General features: G+C 73.5%; 15 protein-coding genes. 7 read left to right on the forward strand and 8 right to left on the reverse strand.

Features of this window, described 5'->3' with window-relative positions; genetic code table 11:
- Positions 1 to 33 precede the first annotated feature (33 nt).
- The 3 genes from ASG05_RS08680 to ASG05_RS15860 all read right to left on the reverse strand — a co-directional run bounded on the left by ASG05_RS08680 (position 34) and on the right by ASG05_RS15860 (position 2971).
- Positions 34 to 735: a response regulator gene (locus ASG05_RS08680; protein WP_056259810.1), complete on the reverse strand. Its 702-nt coding sequence runs from the start codon at positions 733 to 735 to the stop codon at positions 34 to 36.
- A complete protein-coding gene (locus ASG05_RS08685) occupies positions 732 to 2723 on the reverse strand; it encodes a sensor histidine kinase (protein WP_235491444.1) in 1992 nt (663 codons plus the stop codon). The genes ASG05_RS08680 and ASG05_RS08685 overlap by 4 nt, the downstream gene beginning before the upstream one ends.
- 71 nt (positions 2724 to 2794) lie before the next feature.
- Positions 2795 to 2971: an antitoxin gene (locus ASG05_RS15860; protein ID WP_082486568.1), complete on the reverse strand. Its 177-nt coding sequence runs from the start codon at positions 2969 to 2971 to the stop codon at positions 2795 to 2797.
- Between the two features lie 216 nt (positions 2972 to 3187).
- On the opposite strand from ASG05_RS15860, the gene ASG05_RS08690 reads away from it, so the two are divergent.
- Positions 3188 to 4714 carry a CitMHS family transporter gene (locus ASG05_RS08690; protein WP_056259812.1) on the forward strand — a complete coding sequence of 509 codons (1527 nt, stop codon included), beginning with the start codon at positions 3188 to 3190 and terminating at the stop codon, positions 4712 to 4714.
- Positions 4715 to 4780: 66 nt separating this feature from the next.
- Here the strand turns inward: ASG05_RS08690 and ASG05_RS08695 are convergent, their stop codons facing one another.
- The 5 genes from ASG05_RS08695 to ASG05_RS08715 form a co-directional block, all read right to left on the reverse strand.
- The gene (locus tag ASG05_RS08695) at positions 4781 to 5116 is read right to left on the reverse strand and encodes a hypothetical protein (RefSeq protein ID WP_056259814.1); all 336 of its coding nucleotides are present in this window, start codon (positions 5114 to 5116) and stop codon (positions 4781 to 4783) included.
- A complete protein-coding gene (fliS, locus tag ASG05_RS08700; RefSeq protein ID WP_082486569.1) occupies positions 5106 to 5573 on the reverse strand; it encodes a flagellar export chaperone FliS in 468 nt (155 codons plus the stop codon). Before fliS ends, ASG05_RS08695 begins: the two co-directional genes overlap by 11 nt.
- Entirely contained in the window at positions 5573 to 6961 is a 1389-nt protein-coding gene (gene fliD / locus ASG05_RS08705; RefSeq protein WP_056260767.1) for a flagellar filament capping protein FliD, read from the reverse strand. Before fliD ends, fliS begins: the two co-directional genes overlap by 1 nt.
- Positions 6962 to 7154: 193 nt before the next feature.
- Complete coding sequence (locus tag ASG05_RS08710) at positions 7155 to 7979, reverse strand: flagellin (protein WP_056259816.1); 825 nt, start codon at positions 7977 to 7979, stop codon at positions 7155 to 7157.
- Positions 7980 to 8094: 115 nt separating this feature from the next.
- On the reverse strand, positions 8095 to 8916 hold the full coding sequence (locus tag ASG05_RS08715) for a sigma-70 family RNA polymerase sigma factor (protein ID WP_056259819.1): 822 nt from the start codon (positions 8914 to 8916) through the stop codon (positions 8095 to 8097).
- A gap of 478 nt (positions 8917 to 9394) precedes the next feature.
- On the opposite strand from ASG05_RS08715, the gene ASG05_RS08720 reads away from it, so the two are divergent.
- The 6 genes from ASG05_RS08720 to ASG05_RS08745 all read left to right on the forward strand — a co-directional run bounded on the left by ASG05_RS08720 (position 9395) and on the right by ASG05_RS08745 (position 15364).
- Positions 9395 to 9898: a flagellar protein FlgN gene (locus tag ASG05_RS08720; protein ID WP_056259821.1), complete on the forward strand. Its 504-nt coding sequence runs from the start codon at positions 9395 to 9397 to the stop codon at positions 9896 to 9898.
- A gap of 1 nt (position 9899) precedes the next feature.
- Complete coding sequence (gene flgK / locus ASG05_RS08725) at positions 9900 to 11324, forward strand: flagellar hook-associated protein FlgK (RefSeq protein ID WP_056259823.1); 1425 nt, start codon at positions 9900 to 9902, stop codon at positions 11322 to 11324.
- 3 nt (positions 11325 to 11327) lie between these two features.
- On the forward strand, positions 11328 to 12212 hold the full coding sequence (flgL, locus tag ASG05_RS08730) for a flagellar hook-associated protein FlgL (protein WP_056259825.1): 885 nt from the start codon (positions 11328 to 11330) through the stop codon (positions 12210 to 12212).
- On the forward strand, positions 12209 to 12613 hold the full coding sequence (locus ASG05_RS08735) for a flagellar assembly protein FliW (protein ID WP_056259828.1): 405 nt from the start codon (positions 12209 to 12211) through the stop codon (positions 12611 to 12613). Before flgL ends, ASG05_RS08735 begins: the two co-directional genes overlap by 4 nt.
- 115 nt (positions 12614 to 12728) lie before the next feature.
- Positions 12729 to 13937, forward strand: coding sequence for a sorbosone dehydrogenase family protein (locus tag ASG05_RS08740; protein WP_056259829.1), 1209 nt, complete (start codon positions 12729 to 12731; stop codon positions 13935 to 13937).
- 149 nt (positions 13938 to 14086) lie between these two features.
- Positions 14087 to 15364, forward strand: a complete 1278-nt coding sequence (locus ASG05_RS08745; protein ID WP_056259831.1) for a hypothetical protein — start codon at positions 14087 to 14089, stop codon at positions 15362 to 15364.
- Positions 15365 to 15381 lie beyond the last annotated feature (17 nt).

Below are 15381 nucleotides of genomic sequence, written 5' to 3' on the forward strand. Positions count from 1 at the left end.
CGGCGGGGCGACCGGCAGGAGGCGCGGGTCGCGTCAGGGGCGCGAGTAGCGGTGCTCGGGGCGGCCGGTGGTGCCGTAGCTGAGCTTCATCGTGACGAGGCCGTCGGCCGCGAGCGCCGCGAGGTAGCGCTGGGCCGTGGCGCGCGAGACCCCGACCCGGGCGGCGACGTCGGCCGCCGAGAGCTCGAGCGGACCGACGTCGCCCCCGCCTCCGGCGTCCCCGGCACCCCCGTCCGCACCGAACTGCTCGAGCACCGCCTGCTCGGTCGCCGACCGAGACGGCGAGGCCGCCTTCGCCGCGTCGCCGGAATGGAGGATGCGCAGGGCCCGCTCGAGCGCCTCCTGGTCCACGGTCGTCCGTTCGTCGAGCACGTTGCGGTACCGCTGGTAGGCGCGCAGCCGGTCGACGAGCGTGCCCGACGCGAACGGCTTGATCAGGTAGCCCAATGCTCCTCGTCGCAGGGCGCGCCGCACCGTCGCCGCGTCCGACGCGGCGCTGAGCACGAACGCGTCGACGTCGACCTCGCGCAGCAGGTCGAGCCCGCTGCCGTCGGGCAGGTGCACGTCGAGCAACAGCAGGTCGACGGGTCGTTCGGCGAGGACGCGGCGCACCTCGGCGACCGTCCCGACCGCGGGCAGCGCCCGAAGGCCGGGCAGCTGCTCGACCTGGCGGCGGTGCAGGTCGGCGACGTAGAAGTCGTCGTCGACCACGAGCACGGTGAGTTCGGTCGTCACGGGGTGGTCCTCTCTGGGGCGCCGGGGGTGTCGGGGCTGCCGGGGGTGCTGCCGCGGCCGGGGATGCCGGGCGTGCTGCCGACGGTGGGCCGGGCGGTCGGCGCGTCGGTGGACGAGGAGGCGCGGGCCGGCTCGGACCCGCCCGTCACCACCGCCTCGCTCGAGACCGCGCCCACGAGCCTCGCGCAGAAGACCGCACCGTGCTCGTCGCCGCCCGGCGAGCCGAGCCAGACGTCGCCGCCCCTCCGCCGGGCGATGTCGCGCGACAGCGGCAGCCCGAAGCCCAGACCGTGCACGCGCGTGGGGTCGGCGTCGCCGCCGGGCCCGCTTCCGGGCCCGCTGCCGGGCTCGCCGCCGGGGTCGTGCGGCAGGCGGTCGAACAACAGCCCCGCATCGACCACACCGTCGCCCGAGTCCATCACCGACAGGTGCAGGTCGGTGCCGTCGTCGAGCACCTCGACCTCGATCCAGGCCGGGGTGACGCGGCCGGCGACCGCGGCCCGCACGGCGTTGTCGACCAGGTTGCCGAGCACCGTCGTCACGTCGCCGGGTTCGACGACCGACCCCGTGACGAGGGTCTCGGGCCCGAGCTTCAACAGCACCCCGCGCTCCGCGGCCTCGACGCCCTTCGCCCCGAGGAACGCCTGCAGGTACGGCTCGGTCAGCCGGTCGGCGTGGGCGACCGGGTAGCGCAGCGGCCCGTGGTCGAGCACGTCGGCGAGGTAGGCGCGGGCCTGCTCGGCGCGACCGAGCTCGAGCATGCCCGACAGGGCGTGCAGCCGGTTGGCGAACTCGTGCCGCTGCGCACGGAGGGCCGTCGTCATCGCCCCCACCGCGTCGAGCCGACGGGTGAGCGCCTCGACGGCCGTGCGGTCGCGCACCACGGCGACCCGACCGAGGTCGACCCCGTCGCGCGAGACCGGGCGCACGTCGACCAGCAGCACGTGGTGGTCGACCACGAGGGTGGTGTCGGTCGGCGTCGTGTTCGCATCGTCGGGCCGCGCCCGCGAGCCGGGAGGCACGCCGGCGCTGCCCGGGCCGAGCATCCCGACGAGCACCTCCGGCAGGTCGAGCCCGGCGAGCGGGCGCCCCACGACGGCCGTCGGGTCGAGCCCGAGCAGCCGGGCCGCCTGGTCGTTGCACACGGTCACCACCCCGTCGCCCGAGACCGCGAGCACCCCCTCGCCGACCCCGCCGAGCACGGCCTGCTGGTTCTGCACCAGGGTCGACAGCTCTTCGGGTTGCAGCCCGAGGGTCGCCCGGTCGAGTCGCCGGCGGATGAGCACCGACGCGACGACGCCGAGCGCGAGGGCGAGCACGGCGACCCCGACGACGGGCAGGGCGTCCCGCACGAGGGTGTCGTAGACCCGGGCCGGCGCGTAGCCGACGCTGACCTCGCCGACGACGTCCGACGCGCCTCCGACCGAGGCCCCGGGCGCGTACACCGGCACCTTCGCCCGGGCCGAGTCGCCGAGCGTGCCGCGCTCCCAGGCGACGACCTCCTCGCCCCGCAGGGCGGCGTCGGGGCTGGTGCTGACGCGCTCGCCGATGCGCGAGGGGTCCGGGTGCGCCAGCCGCACCCCGCGGTCGTCGGTCACGACGACGAAGAGCGCCCCGGTGCGCTGCTGGGCGGCGACCGCGGTGCGCTGCAGGGCTCCCTGTGCCAGCGCCTCCTGGTCGATCTCGGTGCCGTCGACGCTCAGCCGCGCGACCTGCTCGCGGACGTCCGCGTCGCTGGCGACGCTCTGCGCCACCGCGAGCGCCGTCGCCTCGGCCTCGCGGGCGAGCCGCTGCACGGCGATGGCCGCGAACACGGCGCTGGTCAGCAGCACGATGGCGGTGACGACGGCGAGCTGCAGCAGCAGCACCTCGGTGGCGAAACGGCGCTTCCGGAGGTGCGGCGTCGGCACCCGGGCCCCGTCGCGTCGCACACCCGCTCGACGGCGCACCGGGGTGCGGCGACTCCGGGGTGAGCTGTCGTCGGTCACGCCCGCCAGGGTACCGGGCGCGACGGCGACGTCAGCGGTCGCCGACCTCGGTCGACGGCCGCCGACCGAGGTCAGTGACCGTCGCCGACCTTGCCGTCGGCGGTCTCTCCGGCCTTCTCGATCTTCTCGTCGAACTTTCCGCCCGTCTTCGACGAGGCCGCCTGCTCGGCCTTCTCGATGCCGGCGTCGCTGAGCTTCTCGCCCTTGTCGCTGTTCAGTGCGTCCTTGGCGCTGTCCATCAGACCCATGGGGTTCTCCTCCACTCGTGTGGGCCGCCGGGTGCGGCCTCGTCCAGTGGACTCCGTTCGACGCGACGCCGCCCACGCCCGCGCACCCGTCGTCACCTGAGCAGAACGCGCAGAACGCCCCGAACGCGCGATAGTCGGCCAATGCGCACAAGCGCGACGGGGCTGCCCGGCCGCCGCTAGCGTGCCCGGACACACGAACTGGACGAAGGAGTCCTGATGCTCGTCATCCTCGGCTATCTGATGATCGCCACCTTCATGGTGCTGATCATGACCAAGCGGCTGTCGCCGATGCTCGCCCTGATCATGGTGCCGACCATCTTCGGCCTGTTCGCGGGGGCCGGTCTCGGCATCGGCGACATGGTGATCGAGGCGATCGGCGACCTGGCCCCGACCGCGGCGTTGCTGATGTTCGCGATCATGTACTTCGGCCTGATGATCGACGTCGGCCTCTTCGACCCGCTGGTGCGGTTCATCCTGCGCGTCACGGGCAACGACCCCGCGAAGATCGTGCTCGGCACGGCCCTGCTGGCCGGTGCGGTCTCGCTCGACGGCGACGGGTCGACCACCTTCATCGTGACCACCGCCGCCATGCTGCCGATCTACCTCAAGCTCGGCATGAGCCCGGTCGTGCTGACCTGCGTCGCCGGCCTGGCGAACGGCACGCTCAACATCGTGCCGTGGGGTGGGCCGACCGTCCGCGCCGCGGCTGCACTGAACGTCGCGCCGTCCGACATCTTCGTGCCGCTCGTGCCGTCGCTGATCGTCGGCCTCGTGATCGTGTTCGCCTTCGCCTGGCTGATGGGCCTGCGCGAACGTCGCCGCCTCGGCACCGTCGAGCTCGGCGGCTCGGTGCTCGCCGCGGCGGCCGAGAAGATGTCGCCCCTGTCGCGCGAGCTGGCCACGGCCGCCCGCGGCGGTGGCCCGGGCAAGGCGGGCGTCGGCGTCTCGATGTTCACCAGCCCCACGGTCGCGCTCGGCCTCCGCGGCGGTCGCGCCGACGGCAGCCGTGCCGACGCCCCCGGCGAGCGCGCGATCGACAACCCCGGCACCGCCGGCAGCGAGAACGGCACCCCGATGGCCGGCACGATGGCCGACACCATGCTCGACCCGACGCGCGAAACGCTGCGACCGAAGCTGATCTGGTTCAACTTCGCGCTGACCGTCGTCGTGATGGTGCTGCTGGTGCTCGACCTCTTCCCGCTCGCCTACGTGTTCATGGTCGGCGTCGCGGTCGCCCTGCTGATCAACTTCCCGAAGGTCAAGCAGCAGTCGGCCGAGATCGTGGCCCACGCGCCGAGCATCGTCGGCGTCGTCTCGATGGTCTTCGCCGCCGGCGTGCTGATCGGCGTGCTCAACGGCACGGGCATGGTCGACGCGATGGCGCAGTGGCTCGTGCAGGTGATCCCGAACGAGATGGGCCCGTACCTGGCCGTGATCACCGGGCTGCTCAGCCTGCCGCTCACCTTCTTCATGAGCAACGACGCCTTCTACTTCGGCATCCTGCCCGTGCTCGCCCAGAGCGCGTCGGCGTTCGGCATCGACCCGGTCGAGATGGCCCGCGCCTCGGTGATCGGTCAGCCCGTGCACCTGCAGAGCCCGCTCGTGCCGGCGATCCTGCTGCTCGTCAGCCTGGCCAACGTCAACCTCGGCGACCACCACAAGAAGGTGCTCTGGCGAGCGGCCGTCGTCTCGGTCGTGATGCTCGTCGTGGCCGTGCTCGTCGGGGTGATCCCCTTCGGCTGAGGCTCCGAGCCGGGCCGAGCCGGGCCGAGCCGGGCCTAGCCAGCCCGGGTCGACCCGCGCTCGGCCTCAGCCGGTGGCGTCGAGGTAGACGGGGCGCGACGGCTCGTGCGAGGCCTCGACCGAGCGCACGGCGCCGAGGTGCTGCAGCACGGCGGTGCGGGCGGCCTCGAGGCGGTCGAGCACGCCGCGCTGGCGCTCCGCCAACGAGGAGGCGCGGCTCGCGAGCTCGTGCGGCAGCGGACCCAGCCCGGTCGGGGGCGTCCAGCGTCGCGGCGACGCGATCAGAGCCGTCGGGCCGCCGTCGCCCTCGAGACCGGGGACGTCCGCCTCGGCGACCAGCGCCTCCAGCTCGTCGAGGGCCGCACGCCACGCGGCGTGCGTCTGCTCGCCCCTAGGCGACACCGAAGCCCCCGGGCGTGGTCGTCGCCGCGCCGGCCTGCAGCGAGGCCGCGGCCTCGTGCCAGGCCTGGCGCAGCGGCTCGAGCAGCCCCGCGACCTCGCGGGTCTGCGCCACGTCGCGGTGGACGTTGGCGTTCACGAGGGCGGTGGACGTGTACGTGTACAGGGCGAGCAGGCCTTCGCCGCCGTCCCATACGTCGATCCGGAGCGACGACGACAGCTCGGCGATGATCGCCTGGGCGTGCAGCAGCTGCTCGGAGGCGGTGCCCCAGTCCGCGGCGACCTGCGCGGTCTCGGCGCGGGCCAGGTCGAGCATGAGCCGGTCGTAGAGCATCGTGACGAGCTGCACGGGCGTGGCCGAGAGCACGGCGTCGCTCGTGTACCGGGCGCGTTGCTTCTGGACGACGGCCGAGGGGCCCGCCGAGGCCGCGGCGAAGGCGGCGAACGAGGTGGCGTCCATCAGCTGCTGCTCGTCGAGAGGGTGGCGAGCTGGCTGGTGATGTACTTCTGCTGGGCGGTCAACGCGCTGAGCGACGTCTCGAGCGCCGAGTAGGTCTTCTGCAGGCCCGCCCGCCGGGCAGCCAGCCGGTCGTCCCAGACGCTCACGCGGTCGTTCAGGTCGCGCACCACCGACTGCTGACCCGTGATGACCCTCGTCAGCGACCCGTCGAACTTGTCCGACACGGCCGTCGAGGTCGAGGCGACCCGGGCGGCGATCGCGCTCATCGTCGCCTGCACCTTCGCGGGGTCGGCGGCGAGGGCGGCGGCGAACTTGGTGGCGTCGACCGCGAACTGCCCGGTCTTCGCGTCGATCGAGATGCCGACGGTGCTCGGCGACTGCCCGTCGACCGGGCTGAGCACGGCGTCGGTCAGCCGCTGCGTGATGCCGCGCGTGGTCGAGTTGCCGCCGAAGACGCCGGCGGTCACGGTGGTCACGCCCGAGGCGTTGGTCGAGGTGGTCGCCGCGCTCCGCGTGCTGATCAGGCCGAGCGCGGCGTTGACGCCGGCGACCAGGTCGGTGGCGACCTTCGTCGCGGCGGTCGCGTCGCGGGCGATCGAGAGGTGCACGGGCTCGGTCGACGCGGCCGAGACGGTGACCGAGACGCCGGGGATCACGTCGGTGAAGGTGTTGCTGCCGCTGGTGACGACCTGCTCGGCGGCGGTGCCGGCCCAGAGGGTGATCGAGGCGTCGCGTGCCTGCGAGATGACGGCGGCGCCCGGCTGCGCGATCAGGTCGGGAGCGGTGCCGGCGTCGACCTCGGCGGCCGTGCCGCGGTGGACGTCGAAGCCGCCGGCGGCCCCGCTCGTCGTGCTCGAGAGCTGCAGGCGGTACTGCACGGCCCCCGAGGCGTCCTTGCCCGAGGCCACCTTGACGGCCGAGACGCCGGCGCCCGAGGCGTTGACGGCCTTGACGACGTCGTCGAGGGACGAGGAGGCGGCGGTCACCTCGGTCTTCACGCCCGCGGCGGAGACGAAGGTGAGGGTCGGGGGCGAGTCGGGCCAGGCCGTCATCGCGGCGGTGACCGCCGTCTTCGACGACGCGGTGGCGCCGACCACGAGGTCGATCGAACCCGAGACGGCCCCCGCGGACGTCTTGGCGGTGACGGCCGTCGAGCTGCTGGTGGGGGTGAAGAGCGACAGCGAGCCGGCCTTCGCGGTCGAGGTCGCGAGCGTCGCCAGGTCGGCGATCCGGGTGTTGAGCCCCTGCAGGGCCGCGACGAGCGTCTGACCGGCGGTGGCCTTGTTCTTCAGGATGGTCTGGGGCACGGCCTCCGACTGCATCAGCGTGTTGATGAGCGTCGTCGTGTCGAGCCCGCTGACGAGACCGTCGATGCCGAGCGAGGCCATCTGGTGCTCCTGTCGAGGGGGGTGGGCGTCCGGGGTCGGACCGTGGGGAAGATCGAAGTGGGGGGGGTAGTGCTGAGACCGGGTGGCCCGACGGCGCAGGATCAGCTGCACCGTCGACACCACCCGGTCTCGGACCGCGGCGAGGCGGAGGGTCGGGCCCGTGCTGGGAGCACGGGCCGTCACGCGGCGACGACTAGCGCAGCAGCGACAGCACGCCCTGGGTGCTCTGGTTCGCCTGGGCCAGCATCGCGGTGCCGGCCTGGCTGAGCACGTTCGAGCGGGTGTACTTGACCATCTCTTCGGCCATGTCCACGTCGCGGATGCGCGACTGGGCCGCCGTGAGGTTCTCCTTCGCGACGTTGGTCGACGCGATGGAGTGCTCGAAGCGGTTCTGGACGGCACCCAGCTCGGAACGGGCCGTCGACACGTTCTTGATCTGGGTGTCGATGGCGGCGATCGAGGTGAGGGCGTTGGCCGACGAGTCGAAGGTCAGGCCCTTGATCGCCGTGGCGACCGTCGCGATGTTCGTCAGGCTGACCGTGATCTGGTCGTTGGCGGCGGTGGAGCCGGCGCCGACCTGGAACGTCAGGTCGGCATCGCTGTCGAGCAGCTTGATGCCGTTGAAGTTCGTCGAACCCGAGATGCGGGTCAGTTCGTCGCCGAGGGCCGTGACCTCGGTCTGGATCGCCGTGCGAGCGTCCGCATTGTTCGAGTCGTTGCCCGACTGAACGGCGAGGTCACGCACACGCTGGAGGATCGAGTGGACCTCCGTCAGTCCGCCTTCCGCGGTCTGGACGACCGAGATGCCGTCCTGGGCGTTGCGTGCGGCCACCGTGAGTCCGCCGACCTGCGAGCGCAGGCCCTCGGAGATCGCGAGACCTGCTGCGTCGTCAGCGGCACGGTTGATGCGAAGACCGCTGGAGAGCTTCTCGAGGCTCTTCGACAGGTCGTTTTGCGTGGCGTTGAGGTTGCGGTAGGTGTTGTTGGCCGCGAGGTTGGTGTTGATCTGCATACCCATGGTGTTCTCCTCCGTGACTGGGTGGTGTTCGTCAGCCCGTCCGTGGGCTGACACCGGCTACTGTCGGCCGGTCGACCGCGGCTGTTAGTCAGCCGCAGAAGTTTTTTCGGCGATCTCAGACCGCGGTGGCGACGGCGGTCGCCTCGGGCTCGCGCATGGCCCGGGCGATGCCGACGGCGGCGTTGGTCGCGACGCGAGACAGGTAGGCGCTGCGACGGGCCGGGGCGGTCTTCGAGACCGGCGCGAACTCGACGTCGGGGTCGTCGGCGTAGTGCGCCTCGAGGGCGTCGCGCAGCAGGCGGACGGCCTCGGTGCGCTGCTGCGAGACGGCCGAGTGGGTGATGCCCAGCTCGTCGGCGATCTCGGTGACGGTCCGGTCACCGAAGTAGACGCCCTCGACGATGAGGCGCATGCGTTCGGGCAGGGCCTCGACGGCGGCGGCCACGTAGCGGCTGCGCTCCGAGACGAGCAGGTTCTCCTCGGGCAGGGGGATGTCGGCCGCGAGGTGGTCGGCGACGGCGTCGTCGAGTGCCGAGACGGTGCGGGCCGCGTCGGTCAGGGCGTTCGCCGCGGTCTGACGGTCGACGCCGAGGGCGCCGGCGACCTCGTCGACGCTGGGCGTGCGACCGAGCGAGGCGGTCAGCGCCTCCTGCACGGCGAGGGTCTCCTTGATGCGCTTGCGCGTGCCGCGGCTGGCCCAGTCGCCCGAGCGCATGTCGTCGGCGAAGGCGCCGACGATGCGGGTGCGGGCGTAGGCGCCGAACGGGATGCCCAGGGTGGGGTCGAAGGCGTCCGCGGCCTGGACGAGGGCGACGGCACCGACCGACGCGAGGTCGTCACGCGACAGGTGGGTGGCGCGGGCGCACACCTCGGAGACGAGGTAGCCCACCAGCGGCAGGTTCTCCACCACCATGGCGTTTCGTTCGGTGCGGTTCATCGCGACTCCCAGTGCGAAGGGGACCTCTCGGGTCCGGTGATCGTGACTCCGGGCGCGACGAAGAGCCCTCTGATCAGGGCACGTCGACAGGGTTCGCCGAGGAGGCGCGGGTCGCCGTGAGTAGAGGACGGCGGGACCGCGGGTGGTGCTGCGGCGACCGACCGTCGGGGCCCGTCGCTGCTCTGCAACGCTATCGAGGAGCAGGGGGGCAGCGGCAGGCCGGAGCTGCCCCCAGTGCGGGGGAACGGCCGTCATCCCTTCGGGGGACACACCCCGTGCCCCCACCCCCGTACTGGGTCGGAACGCCCCTTCCTTCGAGCGGTGCTTTGAGGCTAGGCGGCACCGCGAGGGCGCTCGCGGCGGCCGCTAACGCCCGCCGCGCCTCCGCCGATAGTGACCGGTGCAGAGGACGTCAGGCACTCCTCGCCGACGACTTGCCGTACACAGACCACCCGATGTCCCGACCGAGGAGGCCCCCATGGGCGCGAACGAACTCTCCGCGCTGCTCTGGCGAGAGCGCGAGCTGCTCGAGCTGCTGACCTTCAAGCTCGAGGAGGAGCAGCTGCTGCTCACCGCGGGCCGCAGCCGCTGGGTCGACCACGCGACCCGCGAGGTCGAGCAGGTGCTCGGTCGCCTGCGCTCGGCGGGTCTCGAGCGCAGCGTCGAGGTGTCGTCGGTCGCCCGCGAGTGGGGAACCGACGAGGAGGCGCCGCTCCGCGAGATCATCTCGGCGGCGCCGGCCGGACCGTGGGGCGAGATCTTCACCGCCCACCTGCGCGCCATGACCGAGCTGACCGGCCGCATCGCGCAGCTGCGCGACGAGAACGAGCGCTTCCTCCGGGCCGCGGCCCGGGCCACCCAGGAGACCCTGGCGACGGCCCAGAACGGCACCGCGGCCGCGACGTACGACGCGAGCGGCCGGACCGGCCACGCGGACTCGGCCAGCGCCTCCGGCGGTCACCTGTTCGACGGGCGGCTCTGACGTGGGCAGCACCTTCGGCGGGCTCAACACCGCGTACCGCGGGCTGACGGCCGCCCGCACCGGCCTCGACGTGGTCGGGCAGAACATCGCCAACGTCAACACCGACGGCTACACGCGGCAGCGCATCACGCAGTCCTCGATCGAGGCCGCGGCGCGGGTGGGGCTGTTCTCGACGGGCGTCCAGCCCGGCCAGGGCGTCTCGATCGACGGCATCGCCCGCATCGGTGACCGGTTCGCCGACGCCCAGGTGCGCGGCGCCGCCGGGGCCGCGGGCTACCAGGGCGTCCGCGCCTCGGTCACCTCCGCGCTCGAGGCCTCGCTGAACGAGCCGAGCACCACCGGCCTCGCCACCCAGCTGACCCGGTTCTGGTCGGCCTGGCAGGACGTCTCGAACGACCCGGCCGCCGCGGCTCCCGCCGCCGTGCTGCTCGGCCAGGCGAACACCATCGCCCAGACGATCTCGGCCGGCTACAAGGCCGTCGACGACCAGTGGACCGCCCAGCGCCAGCAGCTCGACGGCCTCGCCTCGCAGCTCAACGACGCGGCGACGCAGGTCGCCGACCTCAACGTGCGCATCCGCACCGCCCAGCAGCAGGGCGTCAGCACGAACGAGCTGGTCGACGCCCGCTCGGTGCTCACCGAGAAGATCGCCACGCTCGCCGGCGGCACGGTGCGCGACAACGCGGACGGCACGGTCGACGTCGTCGTGGGCGGCAACGCCCTGGTGTCGGGCGACTCGGCCCGGCAGGTGCGCGTGACCGGCGACTACACCCTGGCCAGCGCCTCCTCGGGGGTCTCGCTCGAGTGGACCCACCGCCCCGGCGACGCCGTCCCGCTCGACGGCGGCAGCATCGCCGGCTCGCTGTCGGTGCTCGCACCGGCGGGGCCCGGCGGCTCGGGCGGCGTGCTCGCCGAGGCCGCCGCGAGCTACGACGCCCTCGCCACCCAGCTCGCCGCCCAGGTCAACGCCGTGCACTCGACCGGCACGACGGCCGACGGCACGACGGGGCACGACTTCTTCGCCTTCACCGCCGGGGTGCCCGCCGCCCGCGGCCTGACCGTGCTGCCGACCGGCGCCTCGACGATCGCGTCGGGCAACGGCACGGGTGGCGCCCTCGACGGCTCGGTCGCCCGGGCGATCGGCCAGATCGGCCTGTCGACCGGCTCGCCCGACCGCACCTGGGGCTCGACCGTCAGCACGATCGGCGCCACGGCGAAGACCGAGGCCGACCGGGCGACGCTGACCGACCTCGCCGCCACGTCGGCCAAGGGCCGTCAGCTCTCGACCGCCGGGGTCAGCCTCGACGAGGAGAACGTCAACCTGCTCACCTATCAGCACGCCTACCAGGGCGCGGCCCGCGTCATGACCGCGATCGACGAGATGCTCGACACGTTGATCAACGGCATGGGACGGGTCGGGAGGTAACCGATGATCACCCGCACCACGAACCAGATGGCGATGCTCACCGCGCAGCGCAACCTGCAGACCAGCTCGTACCGGGTCGACCAGGCGCAGCAGCGCGCCTCGTCGCTCGAGAAGATCGCCAAGCCGTCGGACGACCCGGCGGGCACCGCCGCCGCGCTGCGGGTCAAGGCCGAGCAGGCCGCGAACGCCCAGTTCTCGCGCAACGTCGGCGACGGCGACGGCTGGCTCTCGCTCGCCGACGCGGCCCTGTCGTCGACCGACGACGTGCTGAAGAAGGTGCGCGACCTCACCGTGCAGGGTGCCAACACCGGCAGCCTGTCGCAGACCGCCCTCGACGCCATCGCCACCGAGATCGACGGCCTGAAGGCCGACCTGCTCGCCGTCGCGAACACGTCGTACGCCGGCCGCAGCGTCTTCGCCGGCACCTCGGACGCGGGCGTCGCCTTCCGCCCCGACTTCAGCTACACGGGCACCCCCGGGTCGTCCGTCACGCGCCAGATCGGCACCGAGACGAGCGTCCGGGTCGACGCCGACGGCGCCGCCGCGTTCGGCACGGGCGCCGACTCGGTGTTCAGCATGCTCGACCGCCTCACCGCCGACCTGCGGGGCGGGGTCAACGTCGGTGCACGGCTCACCGAGGTCGACGCCCGACTCACCGCCGTGCGCGGCGTACAGTCCGACATCGGGGCACGACAGTCCCAGATCCTGAGAGCCGAGGACACCCTCTTGGACACCAAGACCACACTCGAGGCGCAGCGCGCCGGCATCATGGACCTCGACCTCGGCCAGGCCGTGCTCGACCTGCAGATGCAGAACACGTCGTACCAGGCCGCCCTCGCCGTCACGGCGAAGGTGCTGCAGCCGACGCTGATGGACTTCCTCCGATGAGCGCCCAGGCCGCCCGCACCGTCGTGGGCTCCGTCGTCTCGTTCGTCGCGCCTCCGTTCGGGCTCGAGCCGCTCGTCGACTTCTCGCTCGAACGCATCGAGGGGGCCGACGGCCTCTACGCCCTGCGCGCCGCCGACTCGGACGTCCGGCTGTTCGTGCTCGACGCGGCCGTCCACCTGCCCGACTACTCGCCCGTCGTCAGCGACGAGCAGACGCTGTCGCTCGACCTGCAGGACGCCGCCGAGGCCCTGCTGCTCGTCGTCGCGACCCCCGCGGCGACCGGCATGACGGTGAACCTGCTGGCGCCGATCGTCGTCAACGTGCGGACCGGTGCCGGTGCCCAGCTGATCCTCGAGGGCCAGGACTGGCCGCTGCGCGCCGAGCTGAGCCCGCGCGCGTAGGGGCGCGCCTCTCGGTCGCCGGGCTGGGCACCGGCTGCGAAGCCGGTCACGGTGTGGTGACGACGGGTGCGGTCGCGTCGGCCGTCCGCTTGCCTTGACCGCAGGAGGCGCGATCATGGTCACGACACCCCGCACCACACGGCACCGGCTCGCCGTCGGCACGATGGCGGCGGTCACCGCCGTCCTGCTCGTCGGCTGCACCGCGGGGGCCGACACCCCCGGCTCGGGCGGCCAGGCCGCCACCCGCCCGGCGTCTGAGACCCCGACCGACCCGACCGCCGTCGCGGGCCCCGGCCCGGTCGCGCCGACCACCGACACGTCCGGCGTCACCGTCGCGGCCGACGCCGAGCCGACGGACGTCGCCACCGACCTGGCCGCCCCCTGGTCGGTCGTGCGACTCGACACCGGGTCGTCGTTCGTCAGCCTGCGCGACACCGGCACGGTGCTCGAGCTGCTCGCCGACGGCGGCACGCGCGAGGCCGGCACGATCGACGGCGTCGTCCACGAGGGCGAGGGCGGGCTGCTCGGCCTCGCCGTCCTGGCCGGGTCGCCGTCGTACCTCTACGCCTACGCCACGACGTCGGACGACAACCGCGTGGTGCGGGCGCCGATCACGGGCGAGGTCGGCTCGTACGGCCTCGGCGAACAAGAGGCCGTGATCACGGGCATTCCCAAGGCAAGCAACCACGACGGCGGCCGCATCGCCTTCGGCCCCGACGGCCTGCTCTACGTGACGACGGGCGACGCGAACCAGCGACCGAACGCCCAGGACCCGGGCTCGCTCGGTGGCAAGATCCTGAGGGCGACGCCGGTCGGCGGAGTCCCCGACGACAACCCGTCCGCCGGGTCGCTCGTCTACACGCTCGGTCACCGCAACCCGCAGGGCATCGCCTGGGACGCCACCGGCGCGGCCTGGGCCGCCGAGTTCGGCCAGAACACCTACGACGAGCTGAACGCCCTCGAGCCCGGTGCGAACTACGGCTGGCCAGAGGTCGAGGGCCGGGGCGAGGTCGACGGCTTCTCGAACCCCGTGCTGCAGTGGTCGACCGACGAGGCGAGCCCGAGCGGGCTGACCGCCGTCGGCACCACGCTCTACCTGGCCGGGCTCGGCGGCGAGAAGCTGTTCGAGATCCAGGCCGCCCCCGGCTCCGAGGCGCAGCCGGTCGAGATGTTCACCGGCTCGGCCTCGCTCGGCCGCATCCGCGACGTCCTGCCCGGGCCCGACGGCACCCTCTGGCTCGTCACGAACAACACCGACGGGCGCGGAGCCCCGGCCGCAGGCGACGACCGCATCGTCAGCGTCCCGCTCACCCCGCTCCCGTAGCGGCCCCTCCGACCCGAGGAGGCGCGGGTCGCGTCCGACACGCGCCCCGAGGAGGCGCGGGTCGGCTTCCGCAGACCGGCCCCGACACTCCCCCACACGCTGCGCGCCGCGCGGCCTGTTCGGGGGCCGGGCGGTTACCCTCGTACTCGATGAGCCAGCACGACCGACCCGACACGACAGCACCCGGCAGCGCCCGCCCCCAGACCGTGCCGCCGGGTCTCGCCGCGCCCGTCGTCCGGGGCATCGGGGGCGCCGGCGGATTCGACCCGATCAGCCTGCGCACGGCCGTCGACGTGCCGGCCGCCGAGGCCCGGCTCGCCGCCCTGGGCCAGAGCCGCAGCACGGACGCCCTCGGCGAGCGGGCCGACCTGCTGCGCCTGCTCGGTCGACTCGACGAGGCCCTGGCGATCGCCGAAGAGGCCTTCCGCCTGGCACATTTCACCGGCGACCGCGCCGACTCGACGGCCGCCCGCATCCGCCGGGCCCACATCTTCCGTGAGCAGGGCAAGCTCGACCGGGCCCTGAACGACCTGCACACCAGCCGCATCACGTCCGCCACCGAAGAGTGGCGCGAGCTCGAGGCGGCCGCCGCCGAGCTCGAGGGCTACACGCTCTACGACCTCGGCCGCAACGAAGAAGCCCGCGAGACGCTCGCGAAGGCGCTCGAGGCGTACGAGGCCTCCGGCGCTCCGCGCGACCGCACCAACGGCCTGCGGGTCGCGATCGAGGGCGTCATGCGCGCCTACCTCAGCGACACCGGCCCCCAGCCCCGCCTCGAGGCCCCGGCCGCGGGCGACACCAACCCGGTGCCGGTCCAGCCGCTCGCCCCCGCCTCGCCGGCTGCCCCCGCTCCCGCTCCCCGGGCGAACGCCGCCCAGGGGCGCGTGCAGGTCCCCCGCTTCGACGGCATCGCCGGGCTCTACGGAGGGTCGTCGGCCCCGGCCCAGGCGTCCTCTGCGTCGTCGGAGTCAAGCGCCGACTCGGACTCGGACTTCGCCTCCGCCTCCGCCTCCACCCCCACCCCCGTCGACGACGGAGGCGCGGTGCCGGCCCGTCCGCCCATGGACGCCGCCCGCACGGCCGCGATCAGCTTCGACCCCGAGTCGATGCCCGACGAGGCCGCCGCGTCGCCCGTCGCCGAGGCCGCCGCCGCCCGGGCCGAGAAGGTCGCGGCGACGGCTCCCGCGGCTCCGCGAGACGGGGGGCTCTGGGGCAAGATCAGCCACCTCGCCGAGCGCGCCGCCGGCCACCGCGACCGCGACTCCGACGAGTTCGACGCCGAGCGCCGTGCCGCCCCGCGTCCCACCGACGGCGACGGGCGGCCGGCCGGCGACCGACCCCGCACCGGGGGAACCGGCGTGACCGGCGTGGTCGACGGCCTCCCGCGCGACGACGAGCCCACCACCTGGCCGTTCCCGCGTCGCTGACCCGCGCCTCCTGACCC

Source organism: Frigoribacterium sp. Leaf186, assembly GCF_001423905.1.
Classification (GTDB): domain Bacteria; phylum Actinomycetota; class Actinomycetes; order Actinomycetales; family Microbacteriaceae; genus Frigoribacterium.

Coding starts and splice junctions, on each gene's coding strand:
- ASG05_RS15860 (WP_082486568.1), bottom strand. CDS start 2,971: ATGGGTCTGATGGACAGCGCCAAGGACGCACTGAACAGCGACAAGGGC.
- ASG05_RS08690 (WP_056259812.1), top strand. CDS start 3,188: ATGCTCGTCATCCTCGGCTATCTGATGATCGCCACCTTCATGGTGCTG.
- fliS (WP_082486569.1), bottom strand. CDS start 5,573: ATGGACGCCACCTCGTTCGCCGCCTTCGCCGCGGCCTCGGCGGGCCCC.
- fliD (WP_056260767.1), bottom strand. CDS start 6,961: ATGGCCTCGCTCGGCATCGACGGTCTCGTCAGCGGGCTCGACACGACG.
- ASG05_RS08710 (WP_056259816.1), bottom strand. CDS start 7,979: ATGGGTATGCAGATCAACACCAACCTCGCGGCCAACAACACCTACCGC.
- ASG05_RS08715 (WP_056259819.1), bottom strand. CDS start 8,916: ATGAACCGCACCGAACGAAACGCCATGGTGGTGGAGAACCTGCCGCTG.
- ASG05_RS08720 (WP_056259821.1), top strand. CDS start 9,395: ATGGGCGCGAACGAACTCTCCGCGCTGCTCTGGCGAGAGCGCGAGCTG.
- flgL (WP_056259825.1), top strand. CDS start 11,328: ATGATCACCCGCACCACGAACCAGATGGCGATGCTCACCGCGCAGCGC.
- ASG05_RS08735 (WP_056259828.1), top strand. CDS start 12,209: ATGAGCGCCCAGGCCGCCCGCACCGTCGTGGGCTCCGTCGTCTCGTTC.
- ASG05_RS08740 (WP_056259829.1), top strand. CDS start 12,729: ATGGTCACGACACCCCGCACCACACGGCACCGGCTCGCCGTCGGCACG.
- ASG05_RS08745 (WP_056259831.1), top strand. CDS start 14,087: ATGAGCCAGCACGACCGACCCGACACGACAGCACCCGGCAGCGCCCGC.